The sequence below is a fragment of the Paenibacillus sp. JZ16 genome, from assembly GCF_015326965.1.
In the GTDB taxonomy this organism is placed as follows: domain Bacteria; phylum Bacillota; class Bacilli; order Paenibacillales; family Paenibacillaceae; genus Paenibacillus_AQ.
Genome location: NZ_CP017659.1, coordinates 6,781,767 through 6,806,997 on the forward strand (window position 1 = coordinate 6,781,767; position 25,231 = coordinate 6,806,997).

The window sequence follows — 25,231 nt, forward strand, 5'->3', positions numbered from 1 at the left end:
TCATGAGAGCGATTGTTTTTTTATGCATATGGCCGTACGGCTCAGTTTTCTTTGATCTGCTTCAGAGCGTCCGTCACTTCCGGATATCGAAACTGGAAGCCGTGTCGCAGTGCCTTGGCCGGAAGGATACGCTGGCCCTTTAGCAGAATGAGCGACATTTCGCCCAGGATGGCTTGGAGCATGAAAGCAGGCAGGGGGAGCCAATGCGGACGGTGATAGACCTTGGCGATGCTCCTGCCGAGTTCATCATTCGTGACCGCATGCGGGGAAGCCGCATTCACGGCTCCGGATATGGCCTCGTGCCGGATGCAATAATCGATCAAATCCACGATATCGTCGATATGTATCCAGGAGAGCCATTGCTTGCCGCTGCCGATCTTACCGCCAACGCCTAGTTTGTAGGGCAGCAGCATTTTGGGAAGGGCTCCGCCTTTACCGCCCAGAACAACGCTGATGCGCAGCTTAATTAACCGGTCAACCGGGATGCGGTCGGCCGCTTGCTCCCATTCCTGCACAACCTCGGACGGGAAATCCATAATCGTGGCTGGGCTTTCCTCATCAAAGGTTTCAAACTCGGATGTGCCGTAAATGGCCATCGCCGAAGCTTGAATGACCACCGGAGGTTTAAACGCCAGGCGGTCCATTAGCTCGGCTACGGAGGAGACGGTTCGTTGTCTAGACTGAAGGATTCTCTGCTTGCCTTCCTGCGTCCAGCGCTGACTCAGGGAAGAGCCTGCAAGGTTAACGAGGGCATCCAGACCCTCAAACCGCTCGGGATGGGACTTCATCTCATCCCAGGTCAGATAGGATATAGGCCTGCTGGGTTGGGGATTGTCCGGTTTCGATCTTGTGACGATGATCATGTCATGCCCGCCCTGCTGCCAACGCGTGCACAATGCCTCTCCAATGAAACCGGTGCCTCCGCAAATGGCTATTCTCATGGTCGAACCTCCTTGCAAAAGTTATCATCAACCCTGACAAAACAAGGCTAAGAATCGTTGCCCCTCATCGATTGAAATGAGCGGAGAAGGATACTGGGATGCGTTTCTTACCTGATGCTAAATCCAGTATTATACAATCCATTATACTGGAAATGCGGTATGATACCATTAGATGATATTTCTTTAGTTTGTTCATAATTCGAATCGGTAAGGAGTGCGGGATGGGACTTATAGAGAAATTTCAAACCTTGATCATTATGGGCGCGGTGGCGATTGGGCTGGCAGTGGGACAGCTGCCGTTCGCCGCAGAGTATGCGGAATACACGATCGTTCCTTTTTTGCTGCTGATGTTATATGGATTGTTTCTGACGATACCGCTGCGGCAGCTGCGAAAGGCGTTTAAGAACATCAGGTTTCTGGGAGCGAGCACGCTCATTAATTTTATATGGACACCGCTGCTAGCCTGGGGACTCGGTGCTGTCTTTCTGTCGGACCACCCGGCGCTTTGGATCGGATTCATCATGCTGATGGTGACCCCCTGTACAGACTGGTATTTGGTCTTTACCTCGATTGCCAAGGGAAACGTACCCTCGGGTGCTTCGGTGCTTCCTATAAACCTGATCCTACAGGTGCTGCTGCTTCCGCTGTATTTGCTCTTGTTCTCCGGCACGATCGAAACGATTTCGATGGCAGCGCTGATCGAAAGCGTGCTGCTTGTGCTCGTCGTTCCGTTCACGCTTGCGCATCTCACCCGTTTCATTCTGAGAACCAGGAAAGAGGTGCTTGAGCACAAGGTGATGCCGTTCTTCGGCAGGGCCCAGATTGTCTTTCTGAGTCTCGCCATTGTTGCGATGTTTGCGTCTCAAGGGTCATACTTATTGAATAATATGGACATGGTATATATCCTCATTGTTCCGATCCTGATTTATTTCACGATGAATTATATGCTGGGCAGTGCGGTGGGCAGCATGCTGCGTTTCACCTATGAGGATTCGGTCAGCCTCCATTTAACGATCATTGCCCGGAATTCCCCGGTAGCCCTCGCGATCGCCGTGACGGCCTTTCCGGACCAGCCGGTGATTGCCCTTGCCTTGGTCATCGGACCGCTAATCGAACTGCCTGTGCTTGCCGTTGTATCCCAGCTGCTGTTAGTAACAAGAAGAATGAAACAGAAGTCGGTTACCTGACGGTGCTCAGAGCCGCACGATCAAAGTTGCGCGGCGGCTCGCAGTGTCAGGATAAGCTGCAGGGCTTGGAATAAAGAAGAACCGGAAAAACAGTTTGTTGCACCCTCATGCTGGAGTCAGGGGTGAACAAACTGTTTTTTTGTGCACATGCCATCGGTATCGATTCCTCATGCAAACGCCTGCCTTACGATCTCGACGGCCTGGTCCAGTTCCGCTTTGGTGATGATGAGCGGAGGGGCGAAGCGGATAATGGATTCATGGGTTTCTTTGCAGAGCAAGCCGAGATCCTTTAATTTCTCGCAGTAGGTTCTGGCTGGGACGTTAAGCTCCATGCCGATAAATAGGCCTCTGCCGCGCACTTCCTTGATATCGGGGTGCCGGATGGTTCGAAGCTGCTGAAGAAAATATTCGCCGAGCTCCTTGGAGTTGCCTTCCAGCCCTTCCTCCAGGAATACATCCATGGAGGCAACGGCCACCGCGCAGCCGAGGGGATTCCCGCCGAAGGTAGAGCCGTGAGACCCCGGCTCGAATACACCGAGGATATCGGCGTCCGCCGCCACGGCAGAGACGGGGAAGACGCCGCCGCCAAGCGCTTTTCCGAGGATGTACATATCCGGCACGACATCCTCCCAGTCGCAGGCAAACCGTTTCCCCGTCCTGCCGAAGCCGGTCTGGATTTCGTCCGCGAGCAGAAGGATACGATGCTGCTTGCACAGCTCCATTGCGCCGCTCAGGTATCCGTCAGGAGGGATGACAATACCGGATTCTCCCTGGATCGGCTCTACAAGAAAGGCGGCCGTATTCGGTGAAATCGTCTGCTTGAGCGCTTCCAGGTCGCCATAGGGGATGACTTTGAAGCCCGGCGTGAACGGGCCGAAGCCTTCCCGATATTCGTTGGAGGAGGAGAAGGAGGTGATGGTGATCGTGCGTCCGTGGAAATTGCCTTCGCAGACGATAATTTCGGCCTGATTGGCCGGTAAACCTTTCTTCCGGTAAGCATAGCGGCGTGCTGCCTTGAGCGCCGTTTCAACAGCCTCGGCTCCCGTATTCATGGGAAGGATCATATCTTTGCGGGTGATAGCAGACAGCTTCTCGTAAAACTCGCCCAATTGGTCATGATGGAATGCGCGCGAGGTCAGAGTCACCTTATCTGCTTGTTCCTTTAAAGCCCCGATAATACGGGGGTGACAATGTCCTGCGTTCAGCGCCGAGTAGGCGCTTAACATGTCGATATACCGCTTGCCGTCCGAATCCGTCACATGGATGCCTGCCGCTTCGGCAATGACGATGGGGAGGGGATGGTAGTTTCTCGCACCGTACTTTTCGGCTTTCTCGATATGCGGGTTTGAAGGGTCCATAGCGTTACCTCCTTGGGAGTCTAAAGAAACCTAAACGGCAATGGCACTGTATACCGCGCAAAAAAAGGCCTTTCTTCATCAAGCATGAGGACGCATCACAAGATGCTCTCGCCAAGCATGGAGCCGATTAAGCCGACAAGCAGCCGGGACGTTGTCTGTCCGCGGTCCAGCAGCGGGTTGTTCTCCACGAATTCGGCCGAGGTCAGAATGCCGGATTCCGACAGCATCTCCATGGCCAGATGCGCTTCCCGGTAACTGAGTCCGCCTTGAACCGGCGTTCCCGTTCCGGGCGCGATTTTCGGATCGACACTATCGATATCGAAGGAGAGGTGTACGCCATCCGTGCCCGTTGACGCGATGCGGATGGCTTCCTTCATGACGTTGAACATGCCCAGGCGGTCGATATCCTGCATCGTGAAGCAGGAAATGCCTTCCCGGCGGATGAAATCCCGTTCGCCTTGGTCGAGGGAGCGCGCGCCAATGAGCACCACATGTTCGGGCTTGATCGTTGATTTTGCGCCGCCGATCGATGTTAGCCGCGCATCGCCTCTTCCCAAGCTGACAGCCAGCGACATGCCGTGGATATTGCCGCTTGGGGTCGTATCGGGTGTGTTGAGATCGGAGTGGGCATCGATCCAGATGACGCCCAGGCTTCGGTAGTGCCGGGTAAGCCCGGCAAGCGTGCCAATTGCAATGCTATGGTCACCGCCAAGGACTAGCGGGAAGACACCCGATTCTGCCAGGGCAGAAACATGAGCGGCGAGCTGCTCGTTAATCGTTAGGACTTCTTTCAGATGTTTTAATTGAGGATGGTGCGTTCCACCCTTATGTTCGGGGAGTCCAGCAAGCTCATCAACCTGATAGGATATTCCGAGTGCGTCAAGCTTGCGCTTCAGGCCGGCTCCGAAAATCGCGTCTGGTCCCTGGCTTGCGCCGCGGCGGGTAGCACCCCGGTCAAACGGCACCGGGACGATGGTTACGGTGGACGGAAGATTGTTCATCATAGGCTCACCTCCACTTTGTATCAGTGTATTCAGGAGCCGGCTGCGTGACTTGGGCAAACCCCTATACAAGCTGATCAATATGGAAGGTTTTGGATCTAAAAAAACACCCTTAATGCATGATTCATGGATTGTCCGCAGAGGGCCCCATGATTCAGCATGAAGGGTGTGGAATAGGTGCAATTCGATTTATGATTCAGCGCATGCTTACGCGGCATGCGCGACGTTTATTTTACCGTCTTATTATAAGTCTCGATCTTGGAGCTAATTTCCTGAGCGGCTTTGTCCAGTGCTTCCTGCGCCGTTTTTTGACCATTCAGCACTTCCTCGATGGCCGTTTCCGTCAGCTGGCGGGCTTCAGGGAATACGCCCATGACAGCCCCCTGCGTTGCGAGATTGGCCGTCGTTTGATGCAATTGATCAACGGCCGTCTGGAATTGCGGATATTTCTCCAGGTTTTCTTTTACGAGGGTCTCTTCGTAAGCTTTGGTCGTGACCGGGAAGTAACCCGTGTTGACATGCCAGTAAGCTTGCGTTTGCGGCTCGGCCAAATACTTCATGAATTCCCAGGCGGCCTGCTGCTCTTCTTCCGATTTGTTGTTCATCAGCCACAGGCTTGCACCGCCGATGATAACGCCGCCTTCGCCGCCGTCAGCCGGTTTAGGGAGGAAAGCCGTACCGACTTCGAATTTGCCTTCCGCTGCGCTGACGATCCCGCGGAGGGAAGCCGTCGAGTCCAGCGTCATGGCGATTTGACCCGCTGCGAATGCTTTTTTGGTATCGTCCGTTTTACGTCCCAGGTTCAGCAGGACCTTATCGTCCAGCAATTGCTTCCACCATTCCAGCGTCTTCACGGCAGCGGCGTTGTTGACTTGCGAAGCGGTGGCCGGGGACGTGCGTCCGTTGCCGTTGTTCAGCAGTTCAACACCTTGGTTCGCGAGGAATTGCTCCATGAACCAGCCGTAGATCGCAAAGGATGCGCCGGTTTGGCCGTCTTTCGTTAGCGTCTTGGCCGCTTCCGCTACCTCTTCGTAGGTTTTTGGAGGATTTTCCGGATCCAGTCCCGCCGCTTTAAAGGCATCTTTGTTGTAGTAAAGGATCGGGTTGGAGGAGTTAAATGGCATCGAGTACAATTTGTTGTCGAATGTATAATAATTTTTAATGTTCGGTTCCAAGGAGGAAATGTCGTATGCTTCAGCATCCATGAAGTCCTGAACCGGACGGATCGCCTTGGTATCCATCATGAAACGACTGCCGATCTCGTACACCTGAATCATGGTCGGGCCGCTGTTCGATCCCAAGGAGGCCTTCAGCTTGTTCAAGCTTTCATCGTACGTTCCTTGAAACACGCCCTCAACCTGAATATCCTTGTGGGCGGCATTAAAATCGGAGATCAGCTTGTCCGCGACGGTCCCGAGCTCACCGCTCATGGAATGCCACCATACGACCTTAACGGGCTCTTTGGCTGGCTCGCTGCCGGCGGCAACGGTCGTTTCTCCAGCAGCTGGCGTATTGCTGCAAGCGGCGCTGAGCAGCATGAAGCAGGAAAGCAGGAGCAGCGCGAAGGACCTTTTACCAAAACGTTTCATGATCGGTTAATCTCTCCCTTTTGAAAATATAGTATGGTTTTGATCTATCAGAAATTGCGCGGCCCGTTTCTTACCAGATAACCGGCACGCAAGGCTGATCCATTAAAGCCCTGGCATATGGGCCAGTTAGCCCTTCAACGCACCTGCCGTAATGCCGCGGACTAGCGGCTTCAAACCGAGTGCAAGCAGCAGCAGGGAAGGGAGCAGCAAGAGGAGCACGCCGGACAGTATCAGATTCCATGAGTTCATCTCTTCGAACTGCAGCATCCCGATCCCGATCTGGACGGTTCGCATCTCGACGCGGTTTGTTGTCAGGAGCGGCCACAGGTACATGTTCCAATGGTTCAGGAACGAGTATACGCCCAGCGTGGCAATTCCGGGGATGGATAACGGCAGGACCATGCTCAGGAAAATGCGGACATGTCCGCAGCCGTCCACGCGGGCCGCTTCAAACAGCTCCTTTGGCAGCTGAAGGAAAGCTTGTCTGAGCAGGAAGGTTCCGAAGGCCGTTGCCAGGAATGGAATGATAAGCCCTTGGTAGGTATCCAGCCAGTTCAGGCTTTTGACCGTCAAATAGTTCGGAATCATGATCACTTCCCACGGAATCATCATCGTGGCGAGAAAGAGACTGAACAGCAGCGTTTTTCCCGGGAACCGCAGGAAGGCGAAGGCGTATGCCGCCAGACTTGCGGTCACGATCTGACCTGCCATGATGGCAATGGAGACGACAAGGCTGTTCCCGATAAAGGTAAGGACAGGGATCGTATCGACCACCTTGGCGAAATTGGACAGATTGATGGCTTCCGGAAGAAGAGGCGGCGGATAAACAGCCGATTCAGCCTCGCTCATCAGCGATGTTGACAAGGTGTACAGGAGCGGAAAGGCAATGACCAGCGAACAGAGAAGCAGCGCGATGTAGATGAAGCTTTTGGGCATGAGTCGCATGTTCATTGGTAATGCACCTTCTTCTCCACGAATTTAAATTGAAAGATGGTCAGCAGCAGAATGATCGCAAACAGGATGAGCGCTTGCGCACTGCCGATGCCAAAGCGGAAATTGACGAAGGCATCCTGATAAATGTTGAACACGATGACGTTGGTGCTGTTCATCGGACCTCCCTTGGTCAGGATGTTGATCTGTCCGAACGCTTGGAAAGCGCCGATGACCGACACGACGGATGTAAAGAATAACGTAGGGGAGATCAGCGGCATCGTAATCCGGAAGAAAGTTCTCAGCGGACCGGAGCCGTCGATCTTGGTGCTGTCGTAGATATCCTCGGATACGCCCTGCATGCCGCTCAGCATGAGGATGTAATTAAAACCAAGATTCATCCAGACGGTCATGATCGCGACGGAGATCATGGCCCATTTCGGATCGGTCAGCCATTGAATGGGCTGAGTGCCGAGTTGCGACAGAAAGTAATTCAGTACGCCCAATGTCGGATGATACAGAATCATCCAGATCATCGAGCCGGTGCCGACGGACACGGCCATCGGCAGCGAGAATATGAAGCGGAATATTTTCATGCCTTTCAGCTTATTGTGCGTCAGGGCTGCGAGCAGTATGGCGGCCGCCATCCCGGTCGGGACCGTCAGCACGATAAACAGCAGTGTGTTGCCGAAGCTGGTATAAAACATCTCGGAGGTCAGTATTTCCTTAAAGTTATCGAACCCCACGAATTCGGCTACCCGGCCTTGAGGATCGGTCAGGAACAAGCTCAGATAAACCGATTTAAGCAGCGGATAGAACAGAAACAGACCGAAAATGAGCAGCGAAGGTGCCAGACATGCATAGGCGAGCATGATTTCCCTGCGTTTTGATTTCTTGATGGAGATCGTTTTCGCCGCTGTTGAAGGTTCAGCTTCGCTGACCGGCGGCGTCAGAGAGTGACTCGGAGAAGGAAGCGTAAATTCTTTTTCCATCATCATGTTTACCTCACTTTCCTGCTTGGCCTTACAGGTATTGAGTATAGGAGCCGGATGTAAAATCCAGTAATGGGTTTTGTAAGAATACCGTAATTTATTGCTGGATATGTTAGATGCTGAATTTGCGCTGGACAGCGACGGTACATAAATATTCCAATCCTCAAACGCTTGCACGTTAAAAAAAGATGTGATATGTTATAGCTGTAACCGGTTACACATGAATGAGGTGATGACGGTAATGGCAACGATCAAGGATGTGGCAAATCGGGCCGGCGTGTCCGTGGCCACGGTTTCACGGGTTTTAAATGGAAACGGTTACGTGCATGAGGACACCAGGTCCAAGGTAGAACAAAGCATTCGCGAGCTGAATTATACGCCGAATGAAGTAGCGCGTTCTTTATATAAAAGAAAATCGAAATTAATTGGACTTTTACTTCCGGATATTATGAACCCTTATTTCCCGCAGCTAGCCCGCGGAGTTGAGGATGAGATGCAGGAGAATGATTATCGGCTGATATTCGGGAACAGCGACGAGAGCAAGAAAAAGGAAATGGAATATATCCAAACCTTTGTCCAAAATAATGTGGTTGGTGTCATATCATCGACCAATGATCCGGATGCCGACATGTATACAGGGCTCAAGATTCCGGTAGTATTTCTGGATCGCACCTCATCGGATCGTCCTTCCGTCTATGCGGATGGCCGGCAGGGCGGAAGAATTGCAGCGCAGGAGATCATTAGGCGAGGCAGTAAAGCTATAACCGTGATTCAGGGCCCGGCGGATGTCCGTCCTGCTCAAGAGCGTTTTGAAGGAGCCGTCGAGGTTCTGGAAGGACAGGCGGCAGCGTATCAAGTGCTGAAGACGACATCGTTTTCTTTAATCGAAGCGGAAGAATTCGCCCAGCAAGTGTTCATCGAGTTTCCGGACACGGACGGCGTAATCGCCAGTAACGATATTATGGCATCCGCCGTAGTCAAGGAAGCGTTTCGGCTGGGGAAAAGGGTGCCGGAAGACGTACAGATTATAGGGTTTGACGATATTCTGCTCAGCCGGCTGCTGGCACCGCCCCTGTCTACGATTCATCAGCCGGCATATGAAATGGGCCGGGAGGCGGCCAGATTGCTTATGGGACTTATTGAAGGGCATCACATAGAGAGAAGCAGCATCGAATTCTCGGTAGAATTTATAGAGCGGCAGACAACGAGAAAGGTGGAATCATAATGGCGAAAATCGTGGTAATCGGAAGCGCGTCGATGGACTTGGTGGTCACCTCCACCAAGCGCCCCGGCGCGGGAGAGACGGTGCTTGGCGACAGCTTTAAGACGGTACCCGGAGGGAAGGGGGCCAATCAGGCCGTCGCGGCGGCGCGTCTGGGTGCAGAGGTGAACATGATTGGCTGTGTCGGTGAAGATTCCTTCGGCGAAATGATTTTGAGCAATCTGAAGTCAAATGGCGTTTTAACAGACCATGTGGAACCGGTTACAGGTATGGAAAGCGGAACCGCGCACATCATTTTGGCAGAGGGAGACAACAGCATCGTGGTGGTAAAAGCTGCCAACGACCGGGTCACTCCGGAATATGTTGATCAGGCAGCGGAGGTTATCCAGGCTGCGGATATCGTGTTGATACAGCAGGAGATTCCGGAGGAAACGGTGATCCATGTCAGTGAATTGTGCGCAAAATATCAGGTGCCGTTGATGCTGAACCCGGCTCCTGCCCGCCCGGTGCCAAGCAGCGTTATTGAACGGGCGGCTTATATTACGCCAAACGAACATGAAGCGGCTATCTTGTTCGGCGATGAGCCATTAGGCGACGTGCTGCGCCGTTATCCGAACAAACTGATCGTGACGGAAGGCAAGAGGGGAGTTCGTTATTTCGACGGCCTGCAAGAGGTTGTCGTTCCCGGCTACAAGGTTGAAGCCGTGGATACGACGGGAGCCGGCGATACATTCAACGGCGCTTTCGCCGTGGCTCTGTCCGAAGGCATGAGCATAGCAGACAGCCTGAGATTTGCGAACCGCGCAGCGTCCTTGTCGGTCATGAAGTTCGGAGCGCAGGGCGGAATGCCATCGCGCCTCGAAGTAGAAGGGAGTCTTTGATCATGAAGAAGAACGGCATGCTAAACAGTCACATTGCGAAAGTGCTGGCAGATCTGGGGCACACCGATACCATCGTAGTTGGAGACGTCGGTCTTCCGATTCCCCCAGGCGTTCCGAAGATCGACCTGGCTCTCACGCTGGGGACGCCAAGCTTTACCGAGGTGGTGGAAGCGATCGCCGACGATATGGTGATTGAAAAAATCGTGATTGCTGAAGAAATGAAGCTAGATAATAAGGAAACACTGCATTATATACAGGAGAACTTTCAGGATTGCGAGATCGAGGCTTGCTCGCACGAGTTGTTCAAAGCACGGACGCAAAACGCCAAGGCGGTTATCCGTACAGGAGAAGCCAAGCCCTATGCGAACTGCATTTTGCAGGCCGGTGTTCATTTCGGTTAAAAAGGAGGAAGCACCATGAACATTGAGATGACCAATATCCATAAATCCTTTGGCACGAACCGCGTACTGGCAGGCGTAGACTTTGATCTCCGGGAAGGAGAGGTTCACGCCCTGATGGGAGAGAACGGCGCGGGCAAATCGACGCTGATGAATATATTGACCGGTCTTCACAGCCGGGATGAGGGCAAGATTGTCATCGACGGCAAGGAAACTTATTTTGCTAATCCGAAGGAAGCGGAAGAAAGAGGCGTTGCCTTCATCCATCAAGAGCTTAACATCTGGCCGGAAATGACGGTTCTGGATAACTTGTTTATCGGCAAGGAGATGACATCCGGCCTGGGTTTCCTCAACATGAAGCAGATGAAGGCGCTTGCGAAGGAACAGTTCGGCAAACTGGCGGTGAAGATACCACTAACGCAGGAGGCGGGGGAATGCTCCGTCGGCCAGCAGCAGATGATTGAGATCGCCAAGGCGCTCATGACCCAAGCAAAAGTCATCATTATGGACGAGCCGACGGCGGCGCTGACCGAAAGAGAAATCGAGAAGCTGTTTGACGTCATTCGTTCATTGAAAAAACAAGGCGTATCCATCGTCTACATCTCTCACCGGATGGAGGAGATCTTTACGATCTGCGACCGGATTACGGTCATGCGGGATGGTAAATCCGTCGATACCAAAGCTATTCCGGACACGGACTTTGATGAAGTCGTCAAAAAGATGGTCGGCCGGGAGCTGACCGAGCGATATCCGGCACGCCATCCCTCTCCGGGTGAGCCTGTGCTGGAAGTGAAGAATATTAGCAGCAAAGGCCGGTTCGAGAATGTGAGCTTTTCGGTTCGTGCCGGCGAAATCGTTGGCGTATCCGGCCTGATGGGGGCTGGGCGCACCGAGATGATGAGAGCGATCTTCGGATTGGACCCGCTGGATAGCGGCGAAATCTGGGTACGCGGAAAGAAAGTTACGATCAAGAAGCCGGATGATGCCGTGAAACACGGCATTGGATTCATCACAGAGGACCGCAAGGATGAGGGGTTGGTCCTGGATTTCTCGGTCCGTGAAAATATGGCGCTGCCCAATCTGTTCAGCTTCTCTTCCAGAGGGTTCATCTCCGGGAAGAAGGAACAGGATTTCGTGGATACGTTGACGAAGCGGCTGCAGATCAAAACGCATACATCCGAGACGCTGGCACGCAATCTGTCTGGTGGTAACCAACAGAAGGTCGTTATTGCCAAGTGGATCGGCATTGGGCCGAGCGTGCTCATCCTAGATGAGCCGACACGCGGCGTAGACGTTGGTGCAAAGCGGGAAATTTATCAGTTGATGAATGAGCTGACCGAACGGGGCGTGGCGATTCTGATGGTGTCGTCGGAGCTGCCGGAGGTGCTCGGAATGAGCGACCGGATTCTCGTTGTTCACGAAGGCAGAATTTCCGGTGAACTGGATCGCGAACAAGCCACGCAGGAACACATCATGACTCTAGCTACAGGAGGTCAGTAATATGACAACTATTAACGATGCCAAGGCGGAAAAAGGGTTTAAGGTCTCAGGTTTGACGCAAAAGCTCGGTCCGCTGCTCGGACTGATCATTCTTATCGTTATCGTATCCGTCCTAAATCCAAGCTTCTTGGAACCGCTTAACATTCTGAACCTGCTGCGTCAGGTATCGATTAATGCATTGATTGCATTCGGTATGACGTTTGTAATCCTGACAGGCGGCATTGACCTGTCGGTCGGTTCGATTCTCGCGCTGTCCAGCGCATTTGTCGCCAATATGATGGTGGCCGGGTTTGACCCGATCCTCTCGATTATCATCGGCGTTGCGCTTGGCGGTGTCATGGGGATGATCAATGGTCTCATGATTACCAAGGGGAAAATGGCGCCGTTTATCGCCACCCTGGCTACCATGACGATATTCCGAGGCCTTACGCTCGTTTATACGAACGGTAACCCGATTACGGGTCTCGGCGACAGCCTTGTATTTCAATTGTTCGGCCGCGGATACCTGCTGGGTATTCCGGTACCCGCCATTACGATGATTATCACGTTTGCGGTGCTATGGGTCATCCTGCATAAAACGTCTTTTGGCCGCAAAACGTATGCCATCGGCGGTAACGAAAAAGCATCGCTTGTATCCGGTATTAAAGTACCGCGCGTCAAGATTATGATCTACTCCCTGGCAGGGATGCTGTCCGCGCTGGCGGGCGCGATTCTGACCTCCCGTTTGAATTCGGCACAGCCGACAGCGGGTACGTCCTATGAATTGGATGCCATCGCAGCCGTTGTTCTCGGCGGTACGAGCCTGACCGGCGGTCGCGGCCGGATTGTCGGTACGTTAATCGGTGTGCTGATCATAGGCATACTGAACAACGGGCTCAACCTGCTCGGTGTGAACTCTTTCTATCAGATGGTTGTCAAAGGCGTCGTGATTGCGATTGCCGTACTGCTCGACCGTAGAAAATCGGCTTAAGGGGGAGAATGAACGATGAAAAAAACAACTTTGCTGCTCGTATCGCTTATGCTGATCTTCATAACAGGCTGTTCTCTGGAGCCGCCGGAATGGGCGAAGCCCAAGGCTAGCGGCGATGTCAAAGACATCAAAATCGGTCTTTCCATCTCGACCTTGAATAACCCGTTCTTTGTATCCCTGAAGGATGGCGTCGTCGCCGAAGCGACCAAGCAAGGAATGGAGGTCGTTGTCGTAGACGCACAGAATGACTCGGCCAAGCAGAGCAACGACGTCGACGACCTGATTCAACAGGGCGTCAATGCACTGCTGATTAACCCGACGGACTCGTCCGCGATTTCAACCGTAGTGCAAACGGCAAACAGCTTGGGCATTCCGGTCATTACACTCGACCGTTCCGCAGATCAAGGCGAGGTCGCTGCGCTGGTTGCCTCCGATAACGTCAAGGGCGGTCAGATGGCAGCCGAGTACATCGTGGATCAGCTGGGCAAAGATACGAAAGTCATTGAGCTCGAAGGCGTTCCGGGTGCTTCCGCGACCCGCGAACGCGGCCAGGGCTTCCATGATATCGCAGATGAGCAGCTGAACGTGGTTGCGAAGCAGGCAGCGGATTTTGACCGGACGAAGGGTCTTACCGTCACGGAAAATCTGCTGCAAGGTAATCCGGACGCCAAAGCGATTTTTGCCCACAATGACGAAATGGCCCTGGGCGCAATCGAAGCGATCCAAAGCTCGGGCAAAGACATCATGGTCATCGGCTTTGACGGTAACGACGATGCGCTGAAGTCCATCGAAGCCGGCAACCTGACGGCTACCGTAGCCCAGCAGCCGGAGCTGATCGGTCAGCTTGCCGTCGGGGCAGCGAAAGACGTGCTGCAAGGCAAAGAGGTAGAGAAGAATATCGCCGCGCCGCTGAAATTGGTAGTGAAGGAGTAATCCAGCAAGATCAAGAAGCGTTACCTTTTGCGATAGAAGCAGGGTAACGCTTTTTTTTTCGGGACATATTTTGCTCATTTCTTCCGGGCTGCGAAGTAACTCACAGCCTTGCGATAACGGCGGGAATACAATATCGTTACAAGAGGACAGTTATTTCGCATATGGTATTATAATGGATGTGTATGCGTTTACTGCTTAGATGTGATAAAGGAGCTATGTAACTATGACGATGGAGAAAAGAAAACATGCGATCGTGATCGTGGGGTATGGCGGAATGGGCAGCTACCACGCCAAGCTGATTAAGGACAATGCATATCTCGAGGTTACGGGAACCTTCGATGTTTTGAAAGATCGCCGGGAAGTATCCCAGCAGGACGGGTATCCTGCCTATGAGAGTTATGAGCAGGTACTAAACGATGCTGCGGTTGACGTGGTGCTCATTGCTACGCCTAATGACGTGCACAAGGAACTGGCGCTGCAGGCGTTTAATGCCGGCAAACATGTCATCTGCGAGAAGCCGGTAACATTGTCCGTCAGTGACTTCAAAGAGATGGTGTCTGCGGCCGATGCTGCCGGCCGGGTGCTGATGGTCCACCAGAACCGCCGCTGGGACGAGGATTTCCTGACGATTAAGCAAATGTACAACGAAAAGACGATTGGCGATTTGTTCCGTATCGAATCCAGGGTACACGGGGCGAACGGCATTCCGGGCGACTGGCGCCATCTGGAAGCGCACGGCGGCGGCATGCTGCTGGACTGGGGCGTGCATCTTCTTGACCAGGTCCTGTTCATGGTGGACAGCCGGATTACGAGCCTGAGCAGCCGCTTAAGCTTTATTCTCGGCGATGAGGTGGATGACGGCTTTGAATCGGTCATTGAATTCGAGAACGGAGTATCCGTTCTGATTGAAGTGGGAACGACCAATTTCATAACGCTGCCTCGCTGGTACGTCAAAGGAACCGAGGGAACCGGCATTATTGAGGATTGGTCGTTAAACGGAAGAGTGGTTACACGGAACCAGGATGCGGTGAAAGTGGAGCCGAAGCCAATTCAAGCCGGGGTAGGATTGACCAAAACGATGGCTCCTCCTTCTGAAGAAGCTACCATTACGGGAGCTCTGCCGGAGCCATACCGTCAATCCAGCAGCTTCTTCGATAACTTTGCGGCCGTGATTCAAGGCGAGGCTGAGCCGATTGTGAAGAACGAGGAAGTGCTGCGCGTTCTGAACCTGATCGAAGCCGTGTTTGAATCGGCCCGGACGGGAGAAACGCTGAAGGATTTCGATATTTACCCTGCGTAATCCATATCGATTAGCTCTCATTCTTATTATAGAAAAAGTACCGCGGTGCCAAGCAGATGAAGCTTGAGGCTGCGGTACTTTTTATGTTCAAGATGTGGTTGCGGACAGCTGATGCTCAATGCCTAAGTCGAAAGTGTAATGTTATTTCGCATGATCGATCTTTCCGCTGCTCCCGGCTTGCAGCACCCGCCTGTAATCGCTGGGCGACCAGCCCGTATCCTGCTTGAACAGCTTGGAGAAATAGGAATAGTTGGCGTATCCCACCTTAGCCGCAATCTGGTACACCGACAATGGTGTCGTCTCCAGCAGATGCTTGGCCGCCTTGATGCGGGATTGAATGATGTATGTACCCAAAGACACGCCCGTTTCCTTCTTGAACACGCGGGCCAAATAATCCGGGTTGAGGTAGACGAGTTCAGCCAGGCTCGTACGCGTCAGCTCATCCCCGTAATGGCAATGAATATAATGCTTAATCTCCTCCACCACGGTATGCGAATGGTCGGCGTAGGCATGGTATTCTGCTGCCGTGCTGACGAGATACTCCGTATATTTCTCCATATCTTCAATCGAGTTCAATGACTGCAGGAACAACTGGTCATTGGTTTTGCCGGTATACAGCTTATGTGCCTGGATTTCTTTTCCCTTCAGATAGGAATAGACCAGCTGCACGATATCCAAGCGGAATAAACGAAGCACCGAGGCGTTGTAGACGCCATTCCTGGCTAGGTTTTGCAAGTATTTGCGGGTTTCAACCAGAAACCCAGCCGGATCGTTCCCGCTGAGAAGCGCTTCCCAGTCTTGCAGCTGGGGAGGGGTATACGCGACTTCTTGCAGGGAATGGTGTTCCAGAAAAATAATCTGATTCCGCTTCTTGATCATATCCTCATTCATTTGCAGCAGAATCCGAACGGACTTGTTGATTTCCTCCAACGCCACCGAAATCGATACGCTGCATGAAGCATCGCTCCGAAGGAATTGATTGGCTTTTTCAATGAACGACGTGCAGATGTTTTCCATGACGCGGGAATCAGGAGGATGATTCCATTTCAGTATGACCATCCAATTGTAATCCTTATATTCTATAGCGGCTTCAACCGTGAAGAGCGGGTCCTGGAACAATTCGGACAGCACGTTGAGAAACGCATAGTCAAACAGATCCTTGTCTTCTCTCCCCAAACTTTGATCATGCGGAAAAATGGTGATGAGCACAGGAAGAAATAGATCCGACATCTTATAGGACAAATTCTGCTCCGCGATATATCCTGCGATGGCGGTCCGGTCCGAAGAAGCTTTCCTTTCTTTGATCAGCTTGTTCCAAAAATGCTCTTGCAGCTTTTTTTGATTTTTTTTCCACAGCTGTCCGTCCTGGATCGCTTCCTGATCGCTTTGCTGTTCCTTTGCTTTATAGGCGGCTTTGGAGATGATGAGGCTTAGCTTATCGAATTCGATCGGCTTCAGAAAATAGTCAAAGCTTTGCAGCTCAATGGCTTTCTGCGCATAATTGAAATCAGCGTAATTCGTCAGAAATATCGTCTGAATGCTGTATTGTTCCTCGCGAATCCAGGCGAGAAGCTCGAGTCCGCTGCCTTGCGGCATTTCGATATCGCAGATGAGGATGTGGACCGAATGCTGCTGCAAAATATCCCTTGCTTGCGCAACGCTGTAAGCAGTATAGACCTGTTCGATTGAAAGTGCCTTCCAATCGATTTTCTTCTCCAGCGCGGCCACGACAAAATAATCATCATCCACTAGCAATATGTTCATTGAAATTCTCCTCTCCGTTCCTGTATGGGTTGTGGAATCGTTAATGTGACGCAAGCGCCGCCTTCCTCCGGGTTTGAAAATTCCACAAACGCCCGGCGATGATAGAGCAGCTCCAGCCGCTGAAGGGTGTTCATGATTCCGATGTGTTTTCCTTCGCTTTGATCAAGCGGTTTGCCGGCTGATAATTTTTCCAATACTTCGGCGGGAAACCCGGGTCCGGTATCGGATATCCGGATGACCATAGTAGGTTTCTCCCCCTCCATCCGCAGGCTAACGGATAATCGGATTTGCAGCTCTTGATCTCGGGAAACAGCGTATTTTACCGCGTTTTCGATAAAGGTCTGTAACACGAGGGGCGGAATGGTGAGACCGGAAAGCTCCTCTTCAACATCAATGCGATATGAAAAGGCATCACGGTAGCGGTGCTTCTGAATCTCCAGGTAAATGCGGACATGCTCGATTTCATCTTGCAGCCGTACGACATTATCTCCGCTTTGAAAGATGTAACGAAAGTATTTGGATGTGGACAGCGACATATATTCGATTTCCTTAAACATCTGCATTTGCGCCATGCTGTAGATGTTCGTCAAGCAGTTCAGGAAAAAATGGGGGTTAATTTGCAGCTTCATATAATCCAGCTGGATTCTCTGCTTATCCAGCTGCTGCTCGTAAATATCGATTTTAAACTTCTTAATCTGTTCGATCAGATGTTTGAATTGGGAGTTGACTTGCTCCAGCTCGATAATCTCGCTGCTCATGAAATCCAGATTCTCGCTGTCCTCGTGGATGCGCCTTACATTTTCTGAAAAATTCTGAATCGGCTTTAACACCTTCTTCTTGAAATACAGCATAACTACGCTGAGCGTGCACGTCAGAACAACAAATAACAGCATAATGAGAAGCTGGGCGATCATGATCGTCTCAAATATGCCGAATTGGATCACCAGCTGCACGTTGAAGGAGGCGTTCGAGAATCCCTCCGTAACCGTAGTCCGCGGCTGGGACAGGCTCAGCAGGGATGCCTTGGCTCCTTGAAGACGGTTGGCATCCATCACGCCTGTACCCGGGCTCGTAAGGGCTGCCCCCTGAGCATTCACCAGAGAGACGTAACCGTCCTCGCCCAAATCCAGCTGCTGGAGCGGCCGGATCAGATCGTCGGCGGAGATGAGGCAGATCAGATACCGGTTGTGGTAAGGAACGATGTTGATGATGTAATGGGTGTCCTGAACAAGGATCGGGTTCCAGTTGGAGTAGAACGTTTCGTATACGTTTTTGGAATCCGTGAGGGATACGATCTGTTCCTTAAGTTCCAGGAACTCTGTATATGACAGGGACATGGGTCCATAGTTCTGGAAGAAGTCCTGTTCCTTTAAATAGAAGAAGAAGTTGTATTCCTGGCCGTAGTTTTTCTGAAGCTCGTTAAACTGCTTATGCACTCTTTCGTTCGATTTAATATAATCCACGTAATCGGTGCCGGGGGTATCCATCATCTTAACGCTCTCATCATTCGCGAGTGTCCAGCCCATATAGTGGTTGATGTAGGAGAAGTCATGATTGATCTGCCGGATGTACAGATTCGCCGTATCCTGCAAATATCGGGTGGACTGCTGCTTTACGATGAAGATGGAGGCGAAGCTGAGCACCAGATCCACTACAAGGGCAAAGATCGAGATAAAGAGCATGATTTTCACATAGTGACGGATGGGATAAGGCTTGTTATTCAATGCTTTAACCATACGGATGCCTTGGTTCCTTTCAGTCCGCTTCCACATGAAAGCGTTTTTATGGTGGTAAAAACATTATAAATGGAAATCACGAAAAAAGCAGGAGTGAACGCTCGGGCATCTATCATAAAGTCCGGATACCACATCGTAAAGTCCGGATAATGGCATGCTTCCAACAGGGGACTCGAGGATTCCTTGAAGGGGGATAAGGAGAAGGTCCGAATAGCGCATGATGAGGTCCAAATAACGATTCCGGGCAGAAGTATACTTAAGTTGCTTACTCGACATGCCGGTTTCACGACGACGCGAACAGAAAGGGGAATCGATTTGAAAGCAGGCCAACTGAATAGAACCACGCACCCAACCCTCGGGCGGATCAGAAAAAATTGGGGCCTGTATTTGCTGCTGCTGCCTGCGGTTGTGCTGGTTCTGTTGTTTTCTTACGTACCGATGTACGGCATCCTCATCGCATTCAAGGACTACAGTCCCGCTCTCGGCATTATGGATAGTCCATGGGCGGGTCTAAAGTATTTCGAGAAATTTTTTAACTCTTATCAATTCTCGACAACGATCACCAACACGCTCGTAATCAGCTTATACAGCGTTGCGACGTTCCCGATTCCGATCATGCTTGCCCTGATGGTCAATCAGATGCGCCAGAATGGGTTCAAGCGTTTCTTCCAGACGGTAACCTATATGCCGCATTTTATATCCACGGTCGTGATGGTGGGACTCATGCTGATTCTGTTCTCGCCAGGCTCGGGATTGATCGGGAATATTTTCCGGCTCTTTGGTGCCGAAGCGCCGAACCTGATGGGATCGGCCGGCTTGTTCAGCAGCGTGTACGTATGGTCGGATGTGTGGCAGCATACGGGCTGGGACAGCATTATCTATATCGCGGCGTTATCCGCCGTGAGCCCCAGCTTGTACGAAGCGGCTACGATGGACGGGGCAAGCCGGTGGCAGAAAATCTGGTTTATCGATATCCCGATGCTGATGCCTACGGTCGTAACCTTGCTTATATTGCGGATCGGCAGCTTGCTTGGCGTCGGCTTCGAGAAGGTTTACCTTATGCAAAACAGTCTCAATATTACCTCCAGCGAGGTCATCTCCACCTATGTGTACAAAATCGGGATGCTGAGCAGCCAATACAGCTTCTCGTCGGCGATCAGTCTGTTTAATACAATCATTAATTTTGTTCTGTTGATTCTAGTTAACCAGATTTCGAAAAAATACAGCGAAAACAGTTTGTGGTAACACAAGAGAGGAAGGGTTCTATGGGCGTTGTGGAAATAAAAGAGAAGACAGCGCCAAGGCGGAGGAATACCCGATCTTCCGACAGGGTGCTGGAGATCGGCCTGTATGTATTCGCTGTCTTGATGCTGATCGTGTTGATTTACCCGCTGTACTTCATCATCATTGCTTCGTTCAGCGAGCCGGCCGCGGTTGCGAATGGACAGGTATGGCTGTGGCCCAAGGATTTTACGCTGGCAGGCTATCAAGAATTGCTGAAGCACTCTAATATATGGATTGGGTACCGAAATACGATTGTGTATACGATTGTAGGTACCGCCATCGGCTTGGTGGTTAACATATCGGCAGCTTACGCGCTCTCGCGAAAAGACCTCGTAGGCCGCAAGTATATATCGCTGCTCTTTATTTTTACGATGTTTTTTAATGGCGGTTTGATTCCGACTTTTATGACGATCCGCGATTTTCAGTTGTACGATACGTTTCTTGTTATGGTGCTGCCGTTTTCGGTAGCCGCCTTTAACATCATTGTGGCACGGACTTTTTTCCAGAGCAGCATTCCGGAGGATTTATGGGAGGCGGCCCAGCTTGATGGCTGCGGAAATCTGAGATATTTCGTGACCATCGTGATTCCGCTTTCGAAAGCGGTCATCTCGGTCATTGCCTTGTGGACGGCCGTGGGTCATTGGAACTCCTATTTCAATGCCCTGATCTATTTAAAAGATACGAACCTGTACCCGCTGCAGCTCATCCTGCGAAATATTCTGGTCACCAACCAGATGCAGTCCGCCATGGGTACCGGAGAAGCCGCGGCCATTGCGCTGCGACTCGCCAATATTATGCGTTATGCAGTCATTATCGTCGCAACGGTGCCGATCATGTGCATCTACCCGTTTGTACAGAAGTATTTCAATCAGGGGGTGATGATCGGAGCCGTGAAGTCGTAAAGCCGGATGGATCTATTAAAAATAATAATTGGGGGAATGGTTAAATGGGAACAAACCATGCAAAGAGGAGACATCGCTTCAAACTGGCTGGCGTCATCATGCTGGCCGCAATCCTGCTGTTGAGCCTGGCGGGCTGCAGCGGCGGCAAGAAGGAGGACGCCAAGACGGATGCCGAAACCGCGTTTAACAAAGAAGGCCTGCCGATTGTCAATGAGCCGATAACGCTGGACGTGCTGACCGTTCGCTGGGGCAACATGGGGGATACGTTCCTTCAGAACCAGTGGCTCAAGGATTTGGAGAAGGAGACGAATGTCAAAATCAATTGGCAAATCATGTCTTCCAATGATTGGGGCGAACAAAAGTCGATCATGCTGGCGAGCGGTACGCTGCCGGATATTATTTTCGGCGATATCGTATTCAGCGATTCCGACATCGTGAACAACCTGTCTTATTTCCGTCCGCTCGACGACTATATCGATCAATACATGCCAAACCTGAAAGCGGCACTGGAAGAAACACCCGAAATGAAGAAGATGAGCACATTCCCGGATGGTAAAATCTACTCTTTGCCGGCGCGGCTGCCGTCAAGGCCGAAAGCATCGATCCAGCCGATTATCAACAAAACATGGCTGGATCAGCTCGGCCTTGATATTCCGGACAACACAGACGAGCTGTACGAGGTATTCAAAGCGTTCAAAGAAGGAGATCCGAACGGCAACGGCAAGGCCGACGAAATTCCGGTCAGCGGATCGGGGAACATCAGCATCGATCTGTTGAACCCGTTCGGCATTACGGACATCAACGGAAACAGCATGATGGTCATCGATAACGAGCCCGTGTTCTACCCGGTCACGGAGAATTATAAAGAAGCGATCAAGTGGGCGCATAAGCTGTACGCCGAGGGCCTCATAGACCAAGAGATCTTTACGCAGGACAGCACCATGTCCACGGCGAAGCATCAGAACCCGGATGCGGCGCTGATCGGCTTCTCGAACCAGTGGGTGCCGGACGCGGTGTTCGGGAAGTGGAAGGATCAATATATTGCGATTCCGTCCATCGCCGGACCTGACGGAAAAAGGTATCAGGGCGGCGAGCCGCAGGGCATGAGCCTCCGCAGAAACGAATTCCTCATTACCACGTCGAACAAGTACCCGGAAATTTCGGCTCGTTGGGCGGACCAGTTCTATACCAATGAAGCGAGCATCCAAAATTTCTGGGGAGCCATCGGCACGGTGATTCAGAAGAACGACGACGGAACGTTTACGCTGATGAGTCCGCCGGAGGGAACGAGTGCGGATGCCTGGTATTGGGAGCAATCCGTAAGGGATTTTGGACCGAAGTACGTAAGCCCGAGCTTCGAGAAAAACATCATTCTGGATGAGACCACGGGCGATGGCTTGAAGCTGGTCATCGACAAGCTGGGCAGCGATTACGTAACGACGCCGTTCCCGAACGTCATGTACAGCGCCGAAGAATTCCAGGAGCTGCCTACGCTGACAACGGATATCGATGGTTATGTCGGCACGACCCGCGCGAAGTGGATATCCGAAGGCAATATCGATGCGGAATGGGATGCGTACGTCAAGAAGCTGAACGATATGGGTCTTGAGCGGCTGGTACAAATCCGCAAGGAAGCCTATCAGCGGTATATCAGCGTCAAATAGGGATTGACGGCAATCGTCATGAGCTGCCCCGCAGATTGATATGCTGCGGGGCAGTAACGTTTCGAACGATGACGAAACTGTGATTTATTTATGCGATCAGCTTCAACGGAGAAGGCGGAATTGTTTTGGAGAAGCGAAGCGTACCCCCGAAAGCTTTCCAACGGAAAGCTCGCATCGAAAGCATATACGATCCCCGGATTTTAACATTATTAAATTTCATTACGAGAAAATCCGGGGGTAACAGGGATCGGAAAAACAATCCGAATTCGTAGTGATGAATGGGCAATGTTATCAATCTACAGGTGGCGACCATGCGAAACATAAGTCACGGTGTGGAATGAATATCGGCATGAGAGACATAATGACCTGGTAGCCAGCATATATCCGAACGGCATAATCAATACCAGTGAGAGATAAGATATATATACAAGGAGGGTATCGATGATGAATCAATTTCGAATCGGATTAATTGGATTGGGCGGGATGGCGCAGGAGCACATCCGCTGGATGAATGCAGAGAATGTCTATCAGTTCGTGGCCGTGAGCGACGTCAATGGAGAAGCGGTGGCCCGAGTAGGCGATCAGCTGGGAATTGAGGATGGCAAGCGATATGCAGATTTTAAGGATTTAATTGAAGATCCGGACGTCGATGCCGTCATTTCGGTTACGCCTAACAACGTGCACGCGGATATTATTAGAGCATGCCTGCAAGCGGGCAAACCTTTTTTGGCGGAAAAACCATTTACGCGGGTGTTCGAAGAAGCAATCCCGTTGCTGGAGCTCTACGAGAAACAGCCGGTTCAGGCCATGATAGGCTTTACATACCGTTACACGCCGGCTTTTCGTTATGCCAGGGAACTTGTCCGAACGGGCAAACTCGGGACGATCCGTCACTTCTCCATTCAGTATTTGCAAGGGTTTGGCGTGCCGAGCCAGCAGGTTCCCTACATGTGGAGATATAACAAAGCCGTCACGGGAACGGGGACGCTTGGAGATCTGGGATCGCATATGATCGATATGGCCCGATTTCTGTTTGGTGAATTTGAAGAAATTACGGCCCAGCTGCATACCATCATTCCGGAACGCAGGGACCCGGTAACGGGAGCGATGGCCAAGATCGAAGTCGATGATTTTGCCAGCTTCCAGGCTCGGATGACAGATGGCATGATGGGCGTATTCCAGACGTCGCGCAATGCCTTCGGTTCAGGCAATCAGCATGAAGTATCCATTTACGGCGACCACGGCACGGTCCACGCCAGCACATTGGATCCGGAACGGGTGATATGGATTCGCGAAGAAGAGCCCGGGCAGCTCGCGAAAACGACAATGGAGGTGCCGCAGCATTGCAAAGTCAAGCAGTATGCCGATTTTGCCGGGCTATTACGGGGAACGCCTGCCGACGGGATCCCAGAGTTTATGGACGGGTACCGGAATCAAGAGGTGCTGGATGCAGTCGTTAGGGCACATGAGACCAAAGCGGTGGTAGAGCTTCGGAATCATGGCCAACGGATCCAGAGCAAGTCATAACGTCTTGCCCATCCAGATATACAGCGCCATCAATGTGAACAGAAAGAGACAAAAGTTAACGCTTACAAATAACCCGCGAAGTAACGCGGAGCGGTGGAATTGAAATGGAGTCTTAAGCTCCCCCGTCCCTTCGATCAGGAACAGGATCAGCACTGTATGAATGATCGTATGGCCTATGACTTCCTTGTAACCGAATACAAGGCTTGTCATAATAAAAATGCCAGATACCAGGAGGGCGGTGAATCGGCTCATGATACCCACGATAAATGCCCACGCCAGCCCAATTTCGATAAAAGCGGTGATCAGGACGAAATTCTCAATGGTAAAACCGAAGGTAGGAAGCCCGTAGCTGCCCATTACCGAGCAAGCCAGTTCGGGAATGGTCAGTTTTTCCATGGCAAGCCAAGCGAGGGACATGCCCGTGCATATATACATGACGGGGGCAGCCGTTCTTTTTATTGGAGTGCCGCTCACAAACAGATAATACACGATACCGAGATAAATCAAATAATCGATGGAATGAAACATACCGTAGGTTAATGAAGCTTGCAGATAGAGCAAGAATAAGATGGCACCACTCACCGGCAATGTGCGCTTATAGAGCAAGCAGGCTGCGGCGGCGGAGAGACCGAGGATAATCCACATGGAATTGGTTCTGAACTCGGGCGCCAGATACGAGCCGCTCAGTAGCTGCAGCACCAAGCCGATGGCCAGCCCAATGCGCAGGATGACTTCGGTATGGGGCCTTAGCCTGTGCAGCCATTGATGAACTTTCATGACCGGCCACATCTTCCCCAGCGGATCGTGGAAGACGCATGTGAGCAATAAGATCAACAATGTAAACGCTAACCAAAACAGGAATGTCAGCGTAATGATCCGGGGAAATGGCAGGGGGACCCATTCAAAGTTATCCGTAAACCATTTGACATGATTATAGATGTTGCTAATCTTGGAGAAATGCATTATCATTCAATCAGCTCCTCCCTTAACCAACTCTAGTCACTTATCCAAGATAATACAATATTAGATAAAAAAGTATATTATTGGATAAATATATCCCTCATTATGAAAATATTATCCCTTAAGAGCATTTAAAGACAGCGTTTGAACTTATAGTTATAAGCTTCACTAAACAAGCCGATCCATCCGGAT

21 protein-coding genes are annotated in these 25,231 nt (G+C 51.5%); 12 read left to right on the forward strand and 9 right to left on the reverse strand.

The window, feature by feature from the left end; genetic code table 11:
- Nucleotides 1–41: 41 nt before the first annotated feature.
- Nucleotides 42–941 (reverse strand): TIGR01777 family oxidoreductase, encoded by a 900-nt coding sequence (locus BJP58_RS30305; protein WP_194541786.1) that lies wholly within the window; start codon nucleotides 939–941, stop codon nucleotides 42–44.
- Nucleotides 942–1,162: 221 nt separating this feature from the next.
- Here BJP58_RS30305 and BJP58_RS30310 point away from each other — a divergent pair, with 221 nt between their 5' ends.
- Entirely contained in the window at nucleotides 1,163–2,128 is a 966-nt protein-coding gene (locus tag BJP58_RS30310; RefSeq protein ID WP_194541787.1) for an arsenic resistance protein, read from the forward strand.
- A 167-nt stretch (nucleotides 2,129–2,295) separates the two neighbouring features.
- On the opposite strand, the gene BJP58_RS30315 is transcribed toward BJP58_RS30310, so the two are convergent.
- The 5 genes from BJP58_RS30315 to BJP58_RS30335 form a co-directional block, all read right to left on the reverse strand.
- Nucleotides 2,296–3,486, reverse strand: coding sequence for an ornithine--oxo-acid transaminase (locus BJP58_RS30315; protein WP_194541788.1), 1,191 nt, complete (start codon nucleotides 3,484–3,486; stop codon nucleotides 2,296–2,298).
- 95 nt (nucleotides 3,487–3,581) lie between these two features.
- Complete coding sequence (gene rocF / locus BJP58_RS30320) at nucleotides 3,582–4,487, reverse strand: arginase (RefSeq protein WP_442953975.1); 906 nt, start codon at nucleotides 4,485–4,487, stop codon at nucleotides 3,582–3,584.
- A 227-nt stretch (nucleotides 4,488–4,714) separates the two neighbouring features.
- Nucleotides 4,715–6,076, reverse strand: coding sequence for an ABC transporter substrate-binding protein (locus tag BJP58_RS30325; RefSeq protein ID WP_194541791.1), 1,362 nt, complete (start codon nucleotides 6,074–6,076; stop codon nucleotides 4,715–4,717).
- A 126-nt stretch (nucleotides 6,077–6,202) separates the two neighbouring features.
- A complete protein-coding gene (locus BJP58_RS30330; protein ID WP_194541792.1) occupies nucleotides 6,203–7,027 on the reverse strand; it encodes a carbohydrate ABC transporter permease in 825 nt (274 codons plus the stop codon).
- Nucleotides 7,024–8,004, reverse strand: coding sequence for a carbohydrate ABC transporter permease (locus tag BJP58_RS30335; RefSeq protein WP_194541793.1), 981 nt, complete (start codon nucleotides 8,002–8,004; stop codon nucleotides 7,024–7,026). Before BJP58_RS30335 ends, BJP58_RS30330 begins: the two co-directional genes overlap by 4 nt.
- Before the next feature lie 235 nt (nucleotides 8,005–8,239).
- On the opposite strand from BJP58_RS30335, the gene BJP58_RS30340 reads away from it, so the two are divergent.
- From BJP58_RS30340 to BJP58_RS30370, 7 genes are all read left to right on the forward strand, one after another.
- Nucleotides 8,240–9,223, forward strand: coding sequence for a LacI family DNA-binding transcriptional regulator (locus BJP58_RS30340; RefSeq protein ID WP_194545117.1), 984 nt, complete (start codon nucleotides 8,240–8,242; stop codon nucleotides 9,221–9,223).
- On the forward strand, nucleotides 9,223–10,101 hold the full coding sequence (gene rbsK, locus BJP58_RS30345; protein ID WP_194541794.1) for a ribokinase: 879 nt from the start codon (nucleotides 9,223–9,225) through the stop codon (nucleotides 10,099–10,101). Before BJP58_RS30340 ends, rbsK begins: the two co-directional genes overlap by 1 nt.
- 2 nt (nucleotides 10,102–10,103) lie before the next feature.
- Nucleotides 10,104–10,502, forward strand: coding sequence for a D-ribose pyranase (rbsD, locus tag BJP58_RS30350; RefSeq protein WP_194541795.1), 399 nt, complete (start codon nucleotides 10,104–10,106; stop codon nucleotides 10,500–10,502).
- 15 nt (nucleotides 10,503–10,517) lie between these two features.
- Entirely contained in the window at nucleotides 10,518–11,999 is a 1,482-nt protein-coding gene (locus BJP58_RS30355) for a sugar ABC transporter ATP-binding protein (RefSeq protein ID WP_194541796.1), read from the forward strand.
- Between the two features lies 1 nt (nucleotide 12,000).
- Nucleotides 12,001–12,969 carry a ribose ABC transporter permease RbsC gene (gene rbsC, locus BJP58_RS30360; protein WP_009592570.1) on the forward strand — a complete coding sequence of 323 codons (969 nt, stop codon included), beginning with the start codon at nucleotides 12,001–12,003 and terminating at the stop codon, nucleotides 12,967–12,969.
- 15 nt (nucleotides 12,970–12,984) lie between these two features.
- Complete coding sequence (gene rbsB / locus BJP58_RS30365; protein WP_194541797.1) at nucleotides 12,985–13,902, forward strand: ribose ABC transporter substrate-binding protein RbsB; 918 nt, start codon at nucleotides 12,985–12,987, stop codon at nucleotides 13,900–13,902.
- 223 nt (nucleotides 13,903–14,125) lie between these two features.
- Nucleotides 14,126–15,202, forward strand: a complete 1,077-nt coding sequence (locus BJP58_RS30370; protein ID WP_194541798.1) for a Gfo/Idh/MocA family protein — start codon at nucleotides 14,126–14,128, stop codon at nucleotides 15,200–15,202.
- Between the two features lie 141 nt (nucleotides 15,203–15,343).
- Here BJP58_RS30370 and BJP58_RS30375 read toward each other — a convergent pair whose 3' ends face one another.
- Together BJP58_RS30375 and BJP58_RS30380 are read right to left on the reverse strand one after the other, a co-directional pair.
- A complete protein-coding gene (locus BJP58_RS30375; protein ID WP_194541799.1) occupies nucleotides 15,344–16,966 on the reverse strand; it encodes a response regulator in 1,623 nt (540 codons plus the stop codon).
- A complete protein-coding gene (locus BJP58_RS30380) occupies nucleotides 16,963–18,702 on the reverse strand; it encodes a sensor histidine kinase (RefSeq protein WP_194541800.1) in 1,740 nt (579 codons plus the stop codon). The genes BJP58_RS30375 and BJP58_RS30380 overlap by 4 nt, the downstream gene beginning before the upstream one ends.
- Nucleotides 18,703–19,017: 315 nt before the next feature.
- Here BJP58_RS30380 and BJP58_RS30385 point away from each other — a divergent pair, with 315 nt between their 5' ends.
- From BJP58_RS30385 to BJP58_RS30400, 4 genes are all read left to right on the forward strand, one after another.
- Nucleotides 19,018–19,947: an ABC transporter permease gene (locus tag BJP58_RS30385; protein WP_194541801.1), complete on the forward strand. Its 930-nt coding sequence runs from the start codon at nucleotides 19,018–19,020 to the stop codon at nucleotides 19,945–19,947.
- Between the two features lie 20 nt (nucleotides 19,948–19,967).
- Nucleotides 19,968–20,888, forward strand: a complete 921-nt coding sequence (locus BJP58_RS30390) for a carbohydrate ABC transporter permease (protein WP_194541802.1) — start codon at nucleotides 19,968–19,970, stop codon at nucleotides 20,886–20,888.
- Nucleotides 20,889–20,932: 44 nt separating this feature from the next.
- Complete coding sequence (locus BJP58_RS30395; protein ID WP_194541804.1) at nucleotides 20,933–22,552, forward strand: extracellular solute-binding protein; 1,620 nt, start codon at nucleotides 20,933–20,935, stop codon at nucleotides 22,550–22,552.
- 441 nt (nucleotides 22,553–22,993) lie between these two features.
- Entirely contained in the window at nucleotides 22,994–24,079 is a 1,086-nt protein-coding gene (locus tag BJP58_RS30400; protein WP_233354806.1) for a Gfo/Idh/MocA family protein, read from the forward strand.
- Here the strand turns inward: BJP58_RS30400 and BJP58_RS30405 are convergent.
- Nucleotides 24,074–25,048, reverse strand: coding sequence for a hypothetical protein (locus tag BJP58_RS30405; RefSeq protein ID WP_194541805.1), 975 nt, complete (start codon nucleotides 25,046–25,048; stop codon nucleotides 24,074–24,076). The two genes, BJP58_RS30400 and BJP58_RS30405, sit on opposite strands and share 6 nt — an antisense overlap.
- Between the last annotated feature and the right edge of the window lie 183 nt (nucleotides 25,049–25,231).

Bases quoted from the DNA above. Each gene is read 5' to 3' on its own strand.
- BJP58_RS30310 (WP_194541787.1), top strand. From the start codon at position 1,163: ATGGGACTTATAGAGAAATTTCAAACCTTGATCATTATGGGCGCGGTG.
- BJP58_RS30355 (WP_194541796.1), top strand. From the start codon at position 10,518: ATGAACATTGAGATGACCAATATCCATAAATCCTTTGGCACGAACCGC.
- BJP58_RS30335 (WP_194541793.1), bottom strand. From the start codon at position 8,004: ATGATGATGGAAAAAGAATTTACGCTTCCTTCTCCGAGTCACTCTCTG.
- BJP58_RS30315 (WP_194541788.1), bottom strand. From the start codon at position 3,486: ATGGACCCTTCAAACCCGCATATCGAGAAAGCCGAAAAGTACGGTGCG.
- BJP58_RS30330 (WP_194541792.1), bottom strand. From the start codon at position 7,027: ATGAACATGCGACTCATGCCCAAAAGCTTCATCTACATCGCGCTGCTT.
- BJP58_RS30375 (WP_194541799.1), bottom strand. From the start codon at position 16,966: ATGAACATATTGCTAGTGGATGATGATTATTTTGTCGTGGCCGCGCTG.
- BJP58_RS30395 (WP_194541804.1), top strand. From the start codon at position 20,933: ATGGGAACAAACCATGCAAAGAGGAGACATCGCTTCAAACTGGCTGGC.
- BJP58_RS30325 (WP_194541791.1), bottom strand. From the start codon at position 6,076: ATGAAACGTTTTGGTAAAAGGTCCTTCGCGCTGCTCCTGCTTTCCTGC.
- BJP58_RS30340 (WP_194545117.1), top strand. From the start codon at position 8,240: ATGGCAACGATCAAGGATGTGGCAAATCGGGCCGGCGTGTCCGTGGCC.
- rbsB (WP_194541797.1), top strand. From the start codon at position 12,985: ATGAAAAAAACAACTTTGCTGCTCGTATCGCTTATGCTGATCTTCATA.
- BJP58_RS30305 (WP_194541786.1), bottom strand. From the start codon at position 941: ATGAGAATAGCCATTTGCGGAGGCACCGGTTTCATTGGAGAGGCATTG.
- BJP58_RS30400 (WP_233354806.1), top strand. From the start codon at position 22,994: ATGATGAATCAATTTCGAATCGGATTAATTGGATTGGGCGGGATGGCG.
- rbsC (WP_009592570.1), top strand. From the start codon at position 12,001: ATGACAACTATTAACGATGCCAAGGCGGAAAAAGGGTTTAAGGTCTCA.
- rbsD (WP_194541795.1), top strand. From the start codon at position 10,104: ATGAAGAAGAACGGCATGCTAAACAGTCACATTGCGAAAGTGCTGGCA.
- BJP58_RS30380 (WP_194541800.1), bottom strand. From the start codon at position 18,702: ATGGTTAAAGCATTGAATAACAAGCCTTATCCCATCCGTCACTATGTG.
- rbsK (WP_194541794.1), top strand. From the start codon at position 9,223: ATGGCGAAAATCGTGGTAATCGGAAGCGCGTCGATGGACTTGGTGGTC.
- BJP58_RS30370 (WP_194541798.1), top strand. From the start codon at position 14,126: ATGACGATGGAGAAAAGAAAACATGCGATCGTGATCGTGGGGTATGGC.
- rocF (WP_442953975.1), bottom strand. From the start codon at position 4,487: ATGAACAATCTTCCGTCCACCGTAACCATCGTCCCGGTGCCGTTTGAC.
- BJP58_RS30405 (WP_194541805.1), bottom strand. From the start codon at position 25,048: ATGATAATGCATTTCTCCAAGATTAGCAACATCTATAATCATGTCAAA.
- BJP58_RS30390 (WP_194541802.1), top strand. From the start codon at position 19,968: ATGGGCGTTGTGGAAATAAAAGAGAAGACAGCGCCAAGGCGGAGGAAT.